The organism is Fortiea sp. LEGE XX443 (genome assembly GCF_015206815.1).
GTDB lineage: Bacteria > Cyanobacteriota > Cyanobacteriia > Cyanobacteriales > Nostocaceae > Nostoc_B.
In genome coordinates this window covers 156,218-171,774 of sequence record NZ_JADEXZ010000003.1, presented here as the reverse complement: position 1 = coordinate 171,774, position 15,557 = coordinate 156,218, and the positions used below count along the sequence as shown (strand labels likewise).

General features: G+C 39.2%; 17 protein-coding genes. 16 read left to right on the top strand and 1 reads right to left on the bottom strand.

All coding sequences use genetic code 11. The annotated features are described in order from the left end of the window. The first annotated feature begins 35 nt into the window (after window positions 1-35). The 5 genes from IQ259_RS02660 to IQ259_RS02640 all read left to right on the top strand — a co-directional run bounded on the left by IQ259_RS02660 (window position 36) and on the right by IQ259_RS02640 (window position 6,024). Window positions 36-278 (top strand): hypothetical protein, encoded by a 243-nt coding sequence (locus IQ259_RS02660; protein ID WP_045873833.1) that lies wholly within the window; start codon window positions 36-38, stop codon window positions 276-278. Window positions 279-341: 63 nt separating this feature from the next. Beyond that, a complete protein-coding gene (locus tag IQ259_RS02655; RefSeq protein WP_193880451.1) occupies window positions 342-1,532 on the top strand; it encodes a bifunctional 5,10-methylenetetrahydrofolate dehydrogenase/5,10-methenyltetrahydrofolate cyclohydrolase in 1,191 nt (396 codons plus the stop codon). Then, window positions 1,529-2,362: a glycosyltransferase family A protein gene (locus tag IQ259_RS02650; RefSeq protein WP_193880449.1), complete on the top strand. Its 834-nt coding sequence runs from the start codon at window positions 1,529-1,531 to the stop codon at window positions 2,360-2,362. The genes IQ259_RS02655 and IQ259_RS02650 overlap by 4 nt, the downstream gene beginning before the upstream one ends. Before the next feature lie 94 nt (window positions 2,363-2,456). Further along, window positions 2,457-5,177, top strand: a complete 2,721-nt coding sequence (locus IQ259_RS02645) for a DEAD/DEAH box helicase (protein ID WP_193880446.1) — start codon at window positions 2,457-2,459, stop codon at window positions 5,175-5,177. Between the two features lie 100 nt (window positions 5,178-5,277). Further along, a complete protein-coding gene (locus IQ259_RS02640; RefSeq protein ID WP_193880444.1) occupies window positions 5,278-6,024 on the top strand; it encodes a hypothetical protein in 747 nt (248 codons plus the stop codon). A gap of 367 nt (window positions 6,025-6,391) precedes the next feature. On the opposite strand, the gene IQ259_RS02635 is transcribed toward IQ259_RS02640, so the two are convergent. Then, window positions 6,392-7,582: a hypothetical protein gene (locus IQ259_RS02635; RefSeq protein WP_193880441.1), complete on the bottom strand. Its 1,191-nt coding sequence runs from the start codon at window positions 7,580-7,582 to the stop codon at window positions 6,392-6,394. A 474-nt stretch (window positions 7,583-8,056) separates the two neighbouring features. Here IQ259_RS02635 and IQ259_RS02625 point away from each other — a divergent pair, with 474 nt between their 5' ends. The 11 genes from IQ259_RS02625 (at window position 8,057) to IQ259_RS02575 (ending at window position 15,501) form a co-directional block, all read left to right on the top strand. Further along, complete coding sequence (locus IQ259_RS02625) at window positions 8,057-9,055, top strand: bifunctional DNA primase/polymerase (protein ID WP_193880434.1); 999 nt, start codon at window positions 8,057-8,059, stop codon at window positions 9,053-9,055. A gap of 2 nt (window positions 9,056-9,057) precedes the next feature. Then, a complete protein-coding gene (locus IQ259_RS02620) occupies window positions 9,058-9,540 on the top strand; it encodes a hypothetical protein (RefSeq protein WP_193880431.1) in 483 nt (160 codons plus the stop codon). 5 nt (window positions 9,541-9,545) lie between these two features. Next, window positions 9,546-9,968, top strand: coding sequence for a hypothetical protein (locus IQ259_RS02615; RefSeq protein ID WP_193880428.1), 423 nt, complete (start codon window positions 9,546-9,548; stop codon window positions 9,966-9,968). Between the two features lie 43 nt (window positions 9,969-10,011). Then, window positions 10,012-10,740 carry a hypothetical protein gene (locus tag IQ259_RS02610; protein ID WP_193880425.1) on the top strand — a complete coding sequence of 243 codons (729 nt, stop codon included), beginning with the start codon at window positions 10,012-10,014 and terminating at the stop codon, window positions 10,738-10,740. Further along, a complete protein-coding gene (locus IQ259_RS02605; RefSeq protein WP_193880421.1) occupies window positions 10,737-11,459 on the top strand; it encodes a prokaryotic E2 ligase family D protein in 723 nt (240 codons plus the stop codon). The genes IQ259_RS02610 and IQ259_RS02605 overlap by 4 nt, the downstream gene beginning before the upstream one ends. Before the next feature lie 2 nt (window positions 11,460-11,461). Continuing rightward, entirely contained in the window at window positions 11,462-12,058 is a 597-nt protein-coding gene (locus IQ259_RS02600; RefSeq protein WP_193880418.1) for a Mov34/MPN/PAD-1 family protein, read from the top strand. Further along, entirely contained in the window at window positions 12,046-12,903 is an 858-nt protein-coding gene (locus IQ259_RS02595) for a ThiF family adenylyltransferase (protein WP_193880415.1), read from the top strand. The genes IQ259_RS02600 and IQ259_RS02595 overlap by 13 nt, the downstream gene beginning before the upstream one ends. Before the next feature lie 44 nt (window positions 12,904-12,947). Continuing rightward, complete coding sequence (locus tag IQ259_RS02590) at window positions 12,948-13,631, top strand: hypothetical protein (protein ID WP_193880412.1); 684 nt, start codon at window positions 12,948-12,950, stop codon at window positions 13,629-13,631. Further along, window positions 13,628-13,975: a hypothetical protein gene (locus IQ259_RS02585; protein ID WP_193880408.1), complete on the top strand. Its 348-nt coding sequence runs from the start codon at window positions 13,628-13,630 to the stop codon at window positions 13,973-13,975. Before IQ259_RS02590 ends, IQ259_RS02585 begins: the two co-directional genes overlap by 4 nt. Beyond that, window positions 13,938-14,993: an SAM-dependent DNA methyltransferase gene (locus tag IQ259_RS02580; RefSeq protein ID WP_228014318.1), complete on the top strand. Its 1,056-nt coding sequence runs from the start codon at window positions 13,938-13,940 to the stop codon at window positions 14,991-14,993. The genes IQ259_RS02585 and IQ259_RS02580 overlap by 38 nt, the downstream gene beginning before the upstream one ends. 220 nt (window positions 14,994-15,213) lie before the next feature. Next, entirely contained in the window at window positions 15,214-15,501 is a 288-nt protein-coding gene (locus IQ259_RS02575; RefSeq protein WP_096560793.1) for a hypothetical protein, read from the top strand. Window positions 15,502-15,557 lie beyond the last annotated feature (56 nt).

The following is a 15,557-nucleotide window of genomic DNA, read 5'->3' as shown; positions in this document are numbered from 1 at the left end:
AGTGGTTTTTAGATATTGTTAAAAGAGTAACAGATATGACACATTATGTTTGCGATTTATATGGCAATACAAACTGGAATCTTCCAATAGAAGAAGTCACTGCTAGAACATTCAATACAGAACAAGAAGCAGAACAATGGTTCAAAGATAAGTGTTCTGGTAACAGTATTGAATTTAGTGGCTTCCATGACACTGAACGCTACGTCACCAACTGGGTTTCCTGCGACGGTAAAGAAGTTGGTGAAATCACTAAACGCCCTAGTTCCAATGAATTCTAATTAGTAATTCAGAAAATTGTTTGTACCAGACAATTTTCTCGATCAAATTTAACTCCATATTAAATGACACTCATAGACGGACAATTAATACGAGAACACGTAAAGCAAGAATGTCAAAAATACAAATCCATTTTTCAAGCATCTCAAAAAGAAGTAGCAATCATCAGATTTGAGGCTTCAGAAAATGCCGGCAACGGACTAAGAGCTAGATATGAAGCAGCCAGAATCTCAGCAGAACAAAAAGTAGCAACGTTCAACGCTATTGGCATTACTCCCAATTATATTGTGCTGTCACCCAATATTGCAGTAGAGCAATTTGACAACATTATCCAATCCATTAATGAAAACAGCAAGGTAACTGCTGCTATTGTTCAATACCCAATTCCAGCTAAGTTTACAAGTTCAATTGGGCTATTAGAACCACAAAAAGATATAGATATCGTCCGCAGGCAAAGTAACAATTTCTTTGAAAGTTGTGCTACTGCTGAAGGAATCGCCAGAATTGTTGAATCCTACGCACAAAGGGATTCCAATGTTGCAGTTGTCGGCGGAGGTGGCTTTGTGGGCAATGGTGTCATCAAATATTTAGAAGCAAGTAGAATCAGCTGTTTCTGTTTGGAAGACGGCGATGACTTGAGTAGAACTCAAGCAGCTGACATTGTGGTATCTGTCACCGGAAGACAAGGAATTTTCACTCCTTATGTACTCCCCTCTCATCGCTTGGTTGTCGATGGTGGCTTTACACCTACTGCTTCTGGTGCTGCTGGCGATGTAGATCGCAGTGCTTACAGCATCCCCCAAAACATTACGCCCGTCCCTGGAGGTGTTGGCCCGATAGAAATGGCAATTTTAGCAGAACGTTTGGTAAAAATGGATTTGGGCGTAGAACTTGGGAAATGGAACTACCAGCAATTACAGCAAGAACAAATGCAACGTGCTACTATAATAGCCCCCATAGCTAGAGTGTTCTTCGCACAACAAGCAACTGCCTACCCTCAATCCATTCGCACAGAGAGAGAAAACCTATTTGTCTTGGAAGGCAGTAACTACCAGATCCGCTTCAATAGCACCACGCAAAGTTTGATTGTTGCCAGAACCAATGAAAAGCTAACGTTAATTCGGCTATCTCTTGCAAGTAATCAAATTGAAACCGCTAGAGGTATAACAAACGAGGACGTAACAAGATGGCAACAAATTCAAGCTGCGATCGATTCAACAACAACGCAATCAAATGATAGAGGTATGGAGCTTTGAAATTATCAATCATCACTGCAACATACAATAGACCTATGCAGCTTGCATCTACTGCACTGCCAAACATTCAAAGTCAAACTGACCGCAATTTTGAGTGGATTGTCATCAATGATGGCGCTAATCCTGATACTAGAGATATTATCACCAGCATTAGGGCAAAAGCTGATTTCCCTATCATCTACATTGAAATGGAACACCCTGATCCTTGCAGTGGCTTTGGCTTGTGCTACGCCCGTAACTTGGGACTAGATGCAGCTGGTGGCGACATTGTTTCATACCTGGACGATGACAACAGCATAGCTCCTGAATTTGTTGCCTCAATGCGGCAGTACTTTAAACAACATCCCAATATTCGATATAGCATAGCAAGACAGCAGCGCCGCCGCGATGTCATCCGCAATGGTAATGTTGTTCGTCAAGGAAAGCCTTTTATTTCGCCTAGCAATTGCTGCTCCTTACAGCAGCTTCTATGGCAACAAGAGATATTCGACAGCAATGGTTTCGTACACTATCGGAGAAATGCTCCTAGATGGAACCCCCAGTTTCAAGTATTCGCGGACTACGAGTATTTGCTGCAATCTACTTGCATCTGGGGTGAAAGTGGCTTTGGTTTCAATGACAGCATTCTTGTTAACTATATCCAGTCTTCTATTGGTATTATTGGTAGTTCTAATTATGAGCAGTGGGCAACTGAGCTATCGCTAATTCTCACGAATCAAGCTAACTATTCCATCCTTAAAGACAGTATTGTTGAACGCTTAGAACAGCTTGTAGATAGTTATAGTACCAAGGCACAAATTTCATTAACGCCAAAAGCATTTGCGTTTTGACAATATAAAGCAGAGCATCAATAGTATAGCAATAACCAAAACCACTACTTTGGACTAACGCCTACCTGGTAAAACAGCAAGTAGGTAACTTTTGATGAACCAGCCTGAATGGTTAGAAGCAAACAAGCAGGTTTATTCCAAAGAACATGGTGTTATACATATCGCCGCCATCATTGAGAAAAACCTTTACTTTAAAAAGGGTAGTTTAAACCAAATTATTTTCGACTGGGAGCATGAGGTAAATAGTGGTAATTTATTACCTTTAAACCAAGCACCAACAAGTAAAAGTATTCTCTACCAAGAGATAGCTGCTATTCTTGATGGCTCAGGAAAATTACAAAGCTGCGAAGTAATTCCTGCTCAAGAAGCTAAACTTTATCCCATCCCAGATGATATTCACCCTCTAGTTAAACTGGCCCTAAGTAAGTCAGGAATCACCCAACTATACTCTCATCAAGTCGAGGCATGGCAAGCTTACAAAAAAGGAGAAGATATAATTCTTCAAACTCCTACTAGCAGTGGTAAAAGTATCTCTTTTCTCATTCCAATCATTCATGAGTGTCTAAAGGGTAAATCAGCTTTAGTATTCTTTAACTTGAAAGCACTTGCATTTGACCAGGTAGAGAAAATACGTTCCTTTGTTAGCCACTTAGATGAAAATATTCGCCCCCAAATTCTCAATATTAATGGAGATATTCCTCCCCAAGAGCGCAAACAACTTTACAGCAATCAACCCTCAATTTTATGCGTGACTCCTGATGTATGGAACCACGAGCTAAACAACTACCAATTCGATTCAAACTGGGGATTTAGAGAAACAATCAGAAAACTTTCAATCATTGTCTGTGACGAAATGCACTTTTATCAAGGCATATTTGGTTCGCATTTTGCACTACTTAATCGGCGAACTCAACTTATGATAGAATCTGTCGGCAATGATATTTCAAAATTACAGTACATCTTCGCTTCTGCAACAATTAGTAACAGCAGCGAAATTGCCCAGAAGATATCTAATCGAGAAGAACAAAGTAATCTTGCTATTATTGACCAAAGTGGGGCAAAACGCTCGGAGATTACTTTTATTAGTCTCAAACCACGGAACAATACATTTTACCAAACTGCCCAAGTCGCAGCTATGCTTGTGAGTAAAGGCATAGTCGGGATTTGTTTCTGCGATAGTAGGGAACTGGTTAAGGTTTTAACTAATGCCATACGTAAAGCTTTAATCGAGATGCAACTGCCCCATCTGGGAGAAACCATCTCAGCATTTTATGGGAGTATGAAGGCAAATCAGCGTAACAAAATTATTGCAGATATACAAAGCGGGAAGGTCAAGTTCATTATATCTACAAGTGCTTTGGAGGCGGGTCTAGATATCGGGTCTATTGATGCAACTATCGTACATAGTTACCCCGGCTCAATTCTTGCCTTTCGCCAAAGGGCAGGACGTGCGGGGAGGCAGGAAGCAGGACTATTGGTGTTTATTCCGTCGAAAAGGTCGATTATGGATTCTTACTACGCCAATTACCCAGAACGCCTTTTATCTGATCCTCCAGAAATTATTAACTTTAACCACAATTATGAAACAACTTTGGAGCAGCATATTCTCGCTTGTTGCAAAGAAAGTAAACCGACACAAGCTCAAATTGCCCAACATTTCGGTAGTTCTGGTAATGCGATCGCCCGACAGTTAATTGGTGATAATCAACTGATATTCAGCTACAATCAAAGACTGACAACTAATCGAAATCTCGGTTATGTCCACTCAAAAATTAAAGTTAGAGGCAACACTGACCAAAACATCAGTTATATCAATCAAGATAGCGCAGAAGAGTTTGAGGAAAGTTCGGCATCTTCTGCACTAAGAGAAGTTTACCCTGGTGCCATATATCTTGCTCAAGATTTCGACGGCAACCCCGTACAGTATAAATCACAAGAACTAAATTTAACCGAAGGGAAAGCAATTCTCAAGCCAATTGAAGCAACCAATTTATTTAGTCGTCCTGAAGGAAGCCTCAATTTCGAGGAAATTAAAATTGTCGGGGAAGCCAAAATTATCAATCTTCCCCAAGGGGCTGCTAGATTTACACCTGTTTCAGCCAAAATCAAAGAAGAAATTTATGGATACAACTTGTACAAGCTGGAACAAAAATGGACTTGCACTAATAACAGATGTCGTAACTTCAATTTAAATTTACCTGGACACTTACAAACTTGTCCTGCTTGTAAAACCCAACTGATTGAACGAGAATTTGTCGAACTATTGGAGGAAAATAAATACGAGGAATCACTTGCTCTTAACTACAATACATTCTGCGTCAGGGTTGAAATTAACGCTGATGCAAGAAAATATTTTTCAGTTGTGGTCAAAAATCACAGAAAAGAGATACTTAATAAACAGAAATATATTACCAATGAGGAGAAACAATTATTTGAAAGCAATGAAACCCAAATTTGCGTTCATACTCTTGCTCATCACCTTATACTCAGTTTACCACTTGTCGAACATGGAGCAAACAGTCGAGATATAGATTTCATGTTAGTAGAAGTGCCGTCTAATACTAAGATAGTTGGCTATTTCTTTGATACTTGTGAACATGGTACAGGTATGTGCGATACCCTCATCAAGTATTTAGAGACTGCCTTTGTTAAAGCAAAGTTTCTAGTCAATAATTGTCCTTGTAAATACGGCTGCTCTTCTTGTACAACAATTCAACGCTGTCCTGATGATAACGAAGCACTGTTTAAATCAGTTGGGTTATCTCTACTCAAGGGAATAATCAATCCAACAGAGACAAGAATTATTAATCAATAGTCAAGATAATCCTATCCAGCTTGGGTAGGATTATTTTTTTAGTAATTCAACCACATACATCGCTTACGCACAAGATTGATGAAAGTTTTGAGAATAAGCGATGTACATCGAACTATTAGCTGATTCAAATCCAAATCCCAAAAGGTTTCAAATTATTCACGCACCATCATATTTACTTATAGAAACAAATTTTCAAATAGGAGATTTTGTCGAGTCTAACAATATTGATTTTATTATCAATCATGCTGTTAATCTAGGGTATCAAGTGAAAATATCCCATCCTGAAACCCAACAAGATCATATATATCCTCTTCCCAAAATAAGTGATGAACTAGCTGATTTGATAATTAATTATCCATCAGACTTAACACTGCGAACTAATGGGATGGTTTTTGAACAAAGGGCATATTTAATGTCTAAAGTTTACGATGAAGTGTGCCAAAACCTTGAATCAAAAGCTCTTTTAAGAGAAGCAGAGTATTGGCTGATAAATTACGCACGAGAAGTAATTGCCAAACAATGTCATTACTTACCAGATATCCTAATGAAATTAGATAACCCAACTGTGAGAGCAATGGCAATAGATACACTCATGCTCTGGCAACCAGATTGGAACAAGGCTATCTCTCAATATAGAGGAAGTAGATTTGAGGCTGGCAATAATGAGTTTGAGGTTATTAGCTACTATCACAATCAAAAAAATAAGGGTAGGGAGGGGATAATGGTACTGTGCAAGGTAACAAAAACCATGAATAACTATCTTGAATTTCCCACATTTCCTTGCAATGCAAACTGTACTCTTGGGACTTATCAAGTCGAAAATGCACTTAACAAAAGGTTAGCTTAAAACATAATCGCCATCTGAAATATTTATATTAGAAAAAATCAATTACTACCAGTAATTTACTGGTAGTAATAAAAAAGATGTTCAGATGACGCTTTGTGTATCATCTGAGAGTGCGATAAGCGAAGCTTAAGCCTTCGGCTATCGCAAATGTTGGATTTGTCAACACAACCCAAGCTCGACTTTATCCATTTGAAGTTGGAGCCATTCTCAACGGTGTTTGGATTGCAGCCAAGGAGCTAAACTTTTTCACACATATGATGTTATACCGCCATCCAGAAAATTATAGAAAAAATCTGGTAAGCCAGAGCCATTGTTATGTAAAGGTTCTAGCATTTGGATAAAGTCGAGCTAAGCGTCCCGCCGATAATTATTTGGGGTTCTTTTTCTTTTGCTTGTACCGCTCTAAATGGTCAGGGAAAAAATCATTCATATCGTAGAGTCTAAAAGGGTTAGGGTCATCATGTAAGAGACTCCATCCCTGATTGCTAGCTTTCCCGTCAACAGTGCAGGTAAACCATGAATCTTCCCACTTCATGGGCAATATTTCGATCCGCTTACCCTTCTCAACATACACAGTTGCGTTAGGTGTAGTTTTGATAATGCTGCTAGCGATCTCGCTAAGAAATCTTGCAGGTGAAAAAATAGCTTTATATCCAAAGTGTTGACCAAAGATGCACCCCAGTTCGTAAAAATCTAGATCCTGTCGTTCCTCTGTCCACCCATCACACATACATCGATACCGATGATGTAGCAAATCTCGCTCGACAGCTAGCACACCAGAACGGACTAAGACTTCTACACCATATTTTTTTGTTGCAAGGGAAGACGGTTTCAACCCTACGAGTGCATAAGAATAGTCAATATACCGTGTATCTTTCACCTCAAACCCCTTATATGGGGTGGTATTAGCTTCCCAGTCTAAATCCCAGGTACATGAAGTTTTCCCACCCCCACCGCCAAACAAGTAGTTCTCATCTTGAAAAAACGCTCTAGCCATTTCATCAAGGGATGGAACATAATCACTAACAGATTTCTGCCCCCATCTCTCCTCAAACTGGTTAGCGTAAATAACATTAAAGCGAATATCATCGCGATGATGTTTGAAATCTAATACAAGCAGCGTCAGGCACTCCTCAAACAGCGACGAGCCATCAGTTGCGATATGGATAAACTCAAAATCAGTAAATCCCTTTCCCTTGAAAACAAAGGTATAGACAGGCTTATCTCCCCGTGAAATGTAATCCATGAACGTATCATCTTCATTCTCAATATGCGCGAAAATGGCGGCGATGCGGTTGAAGTTCCGAATCAAAAACCGGAAGATTCCGGTTTCATAGGTTACACTACCTGTTTTCACGATTGTCATGCCGTAGGGGGTTTGATAGTTGGCTTGTCGGGACTTGTCTGACTCTAAAGCCAGCGCATATTCCACCAAGGCTGATGTCACTACCATCGAATCATTGATGAGTCCGGGACGGTGTTTGCGAATTGTCTCAATTGCCTTGGCAATCTCGTCATTCTGGACAACCTGTAAACGAGGGCGTGAAAGTGCCATCATAACAACTTCTCTCTTGTACTCATTTTGAACTATTATACTCAAAATGAGTACAAACATAAGAAGGTTAAACTCAGATATTGCACCTAGTCAGGTAAACACGTAAAAAACAAATTGAAGATAGCAAAATATTACAGCAGTTGAAGAAGCACGACTAAGTATAGCTCCGTAGTTAAATAGACTAAACAAGGCAGGGATGCTACATATTCAGCAACAAAAACGACTGGTTGTTGGGATGGTGCTGGGAGCATCATCGGCAAGAGATATGCTCAACATAAAATTGTCAAAGAAATTTGCTATCTGTGCCATTACGGACTGGCAATTGGGGGTAATTTCTACGTCAAGAGAAATATAAAACAAATGATGGGTAGAGTTCGCATCATTCAAGTAGAACCAGAGCCAACAGAAATGAAAACCACTACATAAACTAACGCAATAAGCGTGCAGGAGTCATTTAATAAAAAGTTTTATGAACTCATGCATGCCCAAATCCGTCATTTGGTATCTTCACTTGACAACTTACCCGAAGAATGGCGAATCGTTCCTACCTTTGGTAAACGTCCTCTAGGGAAAGAATGGGAAAAAAATACTTACTCTCCCAAAGAACTACAAACTGAACTCGTCCGCCGTCGGCTAAAAGTTTGGACAAATAACAGATTTATCACACCCACTGGTATAGCCTTGGTTTGCGGTTTCAATCATCCCCAAGGGTACTTAGTGGCTATTGACTGCGACGGGGAAACATCCTGGCGACAAATTATTCAGATTAACGAACATTCTGAACCAGAAGAACTCAACCACCTAACACCCACCGAAACACGCGATACTCCTATGGAGTCGTTATGCGATCGCGCTCAACAATATCTCCCTCCCACAATTGCATTTACCTCTGGAAGGAAATATCGCAGCCAACGCCTATACCTCATTCCCAAATCAAAAGCTTGCGATGTTAAATCTCGCAAAATCAAAACTGGGAAGGACGAACACCTGGAGTTTCGAGGCAAAAACCTAGCTTCAATACTCCCCCCGTCCTTTCATCCAGAAGGTAGAAACTACAAATGGCTTCCCGGCTGTAGTCCATCTGAACGCCAAATAGAAATAGCTCCCGATTGGGTAATTGCCCAAATGCTTGCCAAACAGGAGAAAACAAGAAAGTTTAACCTACCCAAAGAAAAATATAACCGCAGATATAGGGTAGACAGGTACGCTCATTTAATTCCCTCAATAGAAACCAATATTCAAACCGCACTTGTGCTACTCGAAGTCATCCACCCTCGGTTTTCAGATGATTACCATTCGTGGATTCAAGTCGGGATGGCACTCAAGAGTGTTAGTCCCATTTTATTTAAGGCATGGGACACCTGGAGCCAACTTTCTCCTAAGTACAAATCAGGCGAATGCTCCTACAAATGGCAGTCTTTTAACAAGACAGGTATCACCATCCGCACTTTATTTAGATTAGCTAATCTCTCTTAATCATGAGTAATCAAACATCACCTGACGAGAATGTAACTGGCTTTGAAAATAGCTATAGCAGTAAAGATTTTAATCCTGAGATTCAGGACAATCTAAATTTAGAAGAAACATTAGATGAATCAGTAAATACTGAAGTTATAAGTCAAGATTCATCTAGCGGGATAAGTTTAACCAAAACCGCCATAATAACAATTCAGTTAACACCAAATTCTGAAAAAGCAATTATCTCAATTGGAATTCAAGATGCACCTCCGATTATTAAGATAATTCCTCTAGCTGAGATTAAATCTCAGCCTATCATAAATAACTGGCTAAATGATTTAAAAAAATCTCTCCCTGAAATGTTAAATAACTGCAAAAAAAGGATGGTAAAGCAAGCTACAGAGCAGAATCAACAAGAACAATCCAGACAAGTACAAAAGCGTAACCTACCTGAAGATAAAGATAAAAAACCTGCACCTAACAACCAACTGTCACTATTTTAATTACCATGAAGTACATTGCTATTATTGAAGGACAAGAAATTCCTCTGGATGAGGCGATCGCCCAGGATGACAATACCCTCAAAACAGCCATTAGCGTCTACTTTCCAGAGTATGCTAATGCCGAAATTGAACGACAAACAACTGATGATACAGTTTCAATTCGTTTGGTAAAAAAGGCAGGTACTAAGGGAAATCAATTTAGAGAATTGAAAAACTGTTTTGAAGAAATAAATCCTGCACTAAAGTTAGGATGGCAGATAAAGCTTCTAGAGATAAACAGTCAAATTAGCCTCGAAAATTTAATTACCTTACAACCTGAGATAGATAAAGCTATCAAGCTCGGTCAATCTTGGGAAACCTATAGCGAAAAAGTTGCTCAAAGCCTTAAACAGCAACCTGCTATTACGAGTAAATATCCTGTACTGTAATCACAGATTTATAGCCGCTATAACTCGTAGCGGCTGATTAGTTATGCTTGGCAACATCCACTCATTCAAAATACCTATTACTTGTCTAACAGCAGTTAATTATTTAGAAAATCTTTCCGAACGAGTAAATATCTTAAGTCTGTATCAAAGATTATTTCCAGAAAAATGGTTAGAATCAACCATACCTATTAATAAACAATCACATCCAACCAGTGCTTACCTAGATAGAGAAATTGAATTTATTAACCTAGTGAATGAAAATCTATTCCCAGTAGAATATATCGATGAAATCGAGTTTAATCCCGAACGTGATAGTATTCTAGTTTCACCACAAAGACTTGAGTGGTGGAATGAAGATTTTGAGGAACTGGTATACTCAGAAAAGTTCCTACTTTCATTGATGGGGCAAGGGTACAATAGCAGCCAATGGAAACTAAATTTTGGTTTTACTCCTGACTACATTGCTCCAGCAGAAGAAATTTATTTCGAGAAATTCGTAAAGCTGTGTCGTCGTTACAAAAGTCCCCTGCAATATTTAGATATAGCCATACGAATTATAGATTACTCGACTGAAAATATTTGGCTAGATATTACGTGTGAAACAAGCGATTGGCTGGAATGGACTTATGAGAATATCGTATTTCTCGCTCAAAAGTGGCAAGAAGCCGTCTTGATGATGGAGAAATCAAATGAGGTTAGCCATTTGTTAGAAACATCTCTTTCTGCTCGAAAAGCAGCATTGAAAATTTGGAACCAAGCATCAAAAGCATGAATGCAGACACAAATATATTACCGATAATTAACTTAGAAAATGTCTCCCAAATCCTGCTGGCCAATATTCCCCAAGATGATTTACTAGGGCAGCTAATTATCCTCAAAGGACAGTTTATTTTAGTCGAACGCGAAGGCAAAGAATCTAAATATAAATTCTTGTCTCCTGAAGCAGTAGAGAAAGCCTTCACAAGTAAAACTGCCGCATCTGGATGGCTTTCTAGCAACACGATTTGGTGGGGTAAAAATCCAGAGGGAGAGACCATTATTCAATTTTACTCTCCCCAAAAATATCAAATTCAAATTATGGGACAGGAACCTGAAGTAATTACTGTCCCTATGCCTGCATTCTTATTTGCTGGATGCGGTAGTAGATATTACCTGTGGGCAGTTAAAGGCAGGGTATTTAAACCAGACGCACAACTGTACAAGCCTCCTTTACCTAATATTTGGGACGACTCTAGTATTTGCTTTGGGGGAAATTCTCTCAGTAAGTGCAGTGCTGCAAGCATAGGCCAAGTTTGGGATCTGTTCTGGAAATCACCTTTTAACAAGGACTTATCCCAAGGCAAGTCAAAAACTCATCCTGATAATATCTGCAATCAGCTAATCAAATTACACGAATCTAAAGCTAAATCCTACCCTTCAAGTGACCTTGTTCCCGTTCATAGCTGGAAAATCACAACCCCAGAAGACATTATCAATCATTTGTTGAGTTAACCATGAATCCTTTTATCGGTTATCACCTCGCTACAAGTAATAACTTTCCTCCTTACAGTCAAAAACTCCAGGAATACTGGCTGGCAGCAAATGGGCTTTTCTTGCGATCGCACCGCCGCGAGTTAGAGGTTTGCTTGCAACTAACTCAAACTCAAGTCGCTGGACTCCAACCCCTTGAACCCTACTTTCGTCTGAAAGTCCCAAAAGTTCCTCGCCAAGCGATCGCCGAGATTATCAATGCTGCCAGTATCAACCCCCAACAGGAAATCCTATTCTACTTGGGAGTGACAAACAACCAATGGTGGTGTCACACACCACTGCAAACCGCGTCCTCTACTCATGTCTTATCTTTAGAAAGCGCACTCAATAAAAACTATACAGATGGCTTTGTGGAAATGCACAGTCATGGAACTCTAGCTGCTTATCCTTCAAGTGCAGACAATCAAGAAGAAAAAGGCAAATTTCGAGTGTTCGCGATTATTGGCACGCTGAATACCATTCCCACAATTTATACCCGCATCGGGATATACAATCACTTTTTCGACATCAACCCCAATCAAATATTTGAACTGCCGCTACAGGTAAAATGCTTGAATTAACTACTTACCAACAAGCTTTACCCGTCTTACCTCGCAATCATACTCGTATCAACTTTGTTTTAGTAGGAGTAGGAGGAACAGGCGGGTTTCTTGCAGAAGATTTATGTCGAATTATTCTGCAACTCCAGCGCACTAAGAAAGACATTAACTTTGCGATCATTGATGGCGATACTGTCGAACTCAAGAATATCAGCCGCCAAAATTATCAACAAGCTGAAATTGGTCTACCAAAGGCAGAAACACTGGCTGCAAGATGCAGTGCCAAGTATGGAATAGAGATTACAGCCGTTTGCGACTGGTTTGAAGAAGACATGATTCGCACGGCCAGTTGGTGGAATACCCTAACGGTAATTATTGGCTGTGTAGATAACAGCGCCGCCAGGAGCAAAATTCACTCTGTTCTCAAAATAAACAGTGCAAATGAGCCAGCATCTCTATTTTGGCTGGATTGTGGAAACAGCAACTACTCTGGACAAGTAGTAATTGGAACGCACTCTAATTTTGATATAGTCCAAGCTTCCAATAACCCAGACAAACCTCAATTCTGGTTACATCTTCCCTCCCCGGTGCTGGTTCACCCAGAACTGCTAGTTCCTCAGCCAGAAGAACTTAGCGACAACAACCTTTCATGTGCAGAAATCCAAGCACGGAATTATCAATCACTATTCGTCAATAAAATGACGAGTGCGATCGCAGCCCAGTATCTACTAGAATTAACCCTCACTGGGGGGTTGAAAAAGTTCGCCAGTTATTTTGACCTCAAAGCAATGTCAACTCGAAGTTTATATACAAGCATCGACCAACTCAAAAAATACTATATTCCGCAAACAAATTACCACAAATAGCTTACGCAAATATATCCCAAAAACTAAAGTTGGGATATATTTTTATGAATCGTTTTAATCACAAAACACTTGAACTAGTTGAACAAAATCCAGAATGCTTATCAACGATAAATTATCGTAATCTAACTGTCAAAAGTGAATCTGAAGTTGCTGGCGGTCAGTTTCACCTCATTATGCAACAAATTGGGTTAGGGCTACCAGTGGAAGCTTTATTGAAGGCATACCCCCAAATTAATAACTGGGTCGATAAGGTAAAACCTTTTCTAAATATTCCTGGCAACAAACAATGGAACGCCCAACTTCAATATTTATACCACGATATCCTTCTCTACAGCGAGTGCGACCTGATTATCTACGGTGAAAATCAAGTAGTTAGTTTTGACTGGACAATACAAAAACCTCCTAAATTTGAAATTCTTGAGAGCAAATGGCAAACTCAACTGAGGTTATTTCTCCTATACGAACAAACTGGAATACCATTGGAGCAAATTAGCCTGGTTTACTTGTTCGTTAACACTGATAGTATTTACCAGTTTACTTATTCTGAAGCTAAACATTTAAATTTCAAAGCCCGGCTAGAAGAAACACTAGCTCCTTTTGTAGAAGATGATAAAGAGAAAAAACTTTTAGTCCACAAAATGACCCCTCAAGAAGCACATGATAAATGGCTAGCAAAAGAAATATCAACTATGGAATATTTAGCAGCAATTCCTGAAGTTGAAATATGAATCCAACAGAATTAAATATCACCAAAATCGAACTCACTCCTAACAGTGGTTGGACGCTCAATATTCTCTCGCGTCGGGTAGCGACTATTACTGACCTCTTGGGAAATAGAAAAACCAGCTACTTCGGGTTCGATACCAAGAAACAAGCCGAAAAGTTTAGAGATTGGCTTGTCAGAAAAAACAAATGTAGTAGTGCAGTTGTCCGTCACTCAGAACGATTAGCTACTGAATGGGAGGTAAAAGCTTGGAATGTACCAACCTCCCTAATTCTTGAATGCGCCGTCAAAGATTTAAAGGAATCAAGTAATGCAACTATCTCTACTAAATCTACCCTACAACGATGATAATTCACCCATAGCAGATATTTTTAATATTCCCAACTTAGAAAAAGCAGAATTCCTCCGTAATTTAGCTGCTTCCATGCAGCCAACAATCGACCAAAAGAAAAATCCTGCAATTGGAAATCAAAGGGTAACAAAGCGTCGTAAAACTATAGCCCAAGGGATCATCCAAGAAGGAATTGAACTTGAGATTATCCAGTCTTGGCTATTTGCGATCGCACAAATGTGGGAAGTAGGAAATATCCCACCAATACTACGCGGTATATCTCACAAATCGCAAGTAGAAGCCCTATTTAGAATTTCCCAAATGGGGGAAACAATTCAGAAAGTCCAAGAAAAATTGGCAGGCGAATATTACCAAGACTGGGTAAAGTCTTTAAGTCGCGCCGGATTACATACACCAAGCGAAATCATATCCGCCATAACAGAAATTCAACAGGTAGTAAAACCTGAAGCAATTGATACTACCAAGGAACGACTCAATAAGCTTGAGTTAGAAATCATTGGGATGAAAGATGGAGATTTCTTCCCTACTCCTAAACCAGTCTGTCAACGGCTTGTTCAACTGGCAGATATTCAACCAAATTGGCAAATTTTAGAGCCTAGTGCTGGTAGTGGAAATATTGCTGATTATATCACTAATACCTACCCTAATGTTCAACTAGAGGTGGTTGAGATTAATTACGATTTACGACAAATTCTAGAACTCAAAGGATTTAATCTCGTAGGGAAAAACTTTCTGGAGTTTAACCCCAATCATTTATACAATGCCTGTATCATGAATCCTCCATTTTGTGAACTTGTCCAACATATCTATCAGGCTTGGAAGTTACTCGTAACGGGTGGTTTATTAGTTTCAATTATACCTGAATCAGTTTTCTTCAATCGTAAGTACAAAACCTTCAAAGGCTGGCTACAAGCCAATAATAGCTATGTGGAAATGGTAGATAAAGATGCCTTCTTGAGTTCAAATAACCCTACAAACGTAGCTACTAGAATCATTAAACTCATTAAACCATAGTGTACTACAAACGCATGGCATACTGCCAAATTGATAAAACTAAATATGTCACGTATATTTTCCCTATATGGGGACAATATATGAGATACAAAATCCTTACACAGCAAGAGTTAGAAGTAGCACTTAATAAGTGCAAGCTTGCTGGTTGGAAGGTCAGTAATATCACCAAACTTAGTAATAAAATGCTTGAAATTAAACCCCAACGAACAAGGAGATAAATATGGCAATTGAAACTATTGCTTCTTATAGATTTATTCCTGGTAAAGACAGTCAAATAACCAGTTATGGATCTCCTGAAGAACAAACAGTCGCAATTCATAATTCAAGCATGGCATCTGTGTCACTGACTTTCACAACTGAAAACACATCTGTTCTTAGACAAATTATCATCAGTCTTCAGCAAATATACCAGACACTTATAAATACTAAAACTGAAATTATTCAGGAAGATACTTGCATTGACAGCTTTACAGGCTTAAGGGGAGAGTGTGATGAAAAGTTTATCTAAATAACTAAGTATCAATCAATCTTTTAAGTCGTCTTAATAACAGACGACTTTGATTT

Coding starts and splice junctions, on each gene's coding strand:
- IQ259_RS02575 (WP_096560793.1), top strand. CDS start 15,214: ATGGCAATTGAAACTATTGCTTCTTATAGATTTATTCCTGGTAAAGAC.
- IQ259_RS02615 (WP_193880428.1), top strand. CDS start 9,546: ATGAAGTACATTGCTATTATTGAAGGACAAGAAATTCCTCTGGATGAG.
- IQ259_RS02625 (WP_193880434.1), top strand. CDS start 8,057: ATGCATGCCCAAATCCGTCATTTGGTATCTTCACTTGACAACTTACCC.
- IQ259_RS02595 (WP_193880415.1), top strand. CDS start 12,046: ATGCTTGAATTAACTACTTACCAACAAGCTTTACCCGTCTTACCTCGC.
- IQ259_RS02610 (WP_193880425.1), top strand. CDS start 10,012: ATGCTTGGCAACATCCACTCATTCAAAATACCTATTACTTGTCTAACA.
- IQ259_RS02620 (WP_193880431.1), top strand. CDS start 9,058: ATGAGTAATCAAACATCACCTGACGAGAATGTAACTGGCTTTGAAAAT.
- IQ259_RS02640 (WP_193880444.1), top strand. CDS start 5,278: ATGTACATCGAACTATTAGCTGATTCAAATCCAAATCCCAAAAGGTTT.
- IQ259_RS02655 (WP_193880451.1), top strand. CDS start 342: ATGACACTCATAGACGGACAATTAATACGAGAACACGTAAAGCAAGAA.
- IQ259_RS02660 (WP_045873833.1), top strand. CDS start 36: ATGACACATTATGTTTGCGATTTATATGGCAATACAAACTGGAATCTT.
- IQ259_RS02600 (WP_193880418.1), top strand. CDS start 11,462: ATGAATCCTTTTATCGGTTATCACCTCGCTACAAGTAATAACTTTCCT.
- IQ259_RS02585 (WP_193880408.1), top strand. CDS start 13,628: ATGAATCCAACAGAATTAAATATCACCAAAATCGAACTCACTCCTAAC.
- IQ259_RS02635 (WP_193880441.1), bottom strand. CDS start 7,582: ATGATGGCACTTTCACGCCCTCGTTTACAGGTTGTCCAGAATGACGAG.
- IQ259_RS02645 (WP_193880446.1), top strand. CDS start 2,457: ATGAACCAGCCTGAATGGTTAGAAGCAAACAAGCAGGTTTATTCCAAA.
- IQ259_RS02605 (WP_193880421.1), top strand. CDS start 10,737: ATGAATGCAGACACAAATATATTACCGATAATTAACTTAGAAAATGTC.
- IQ259_RS02580 (WP_228014318.1), top strand. CDS start 13,938: ATGCAACTATCTCTACTAAATCTACCCTACAACGATGATAATTCACCC.
- IQ259_RS02590 (WP_193880412.1), top strand. CDS start 12,948: ATGAATCGTTTTAATCACAAAACACTTGAACTAGTTGAACAAAATCCA.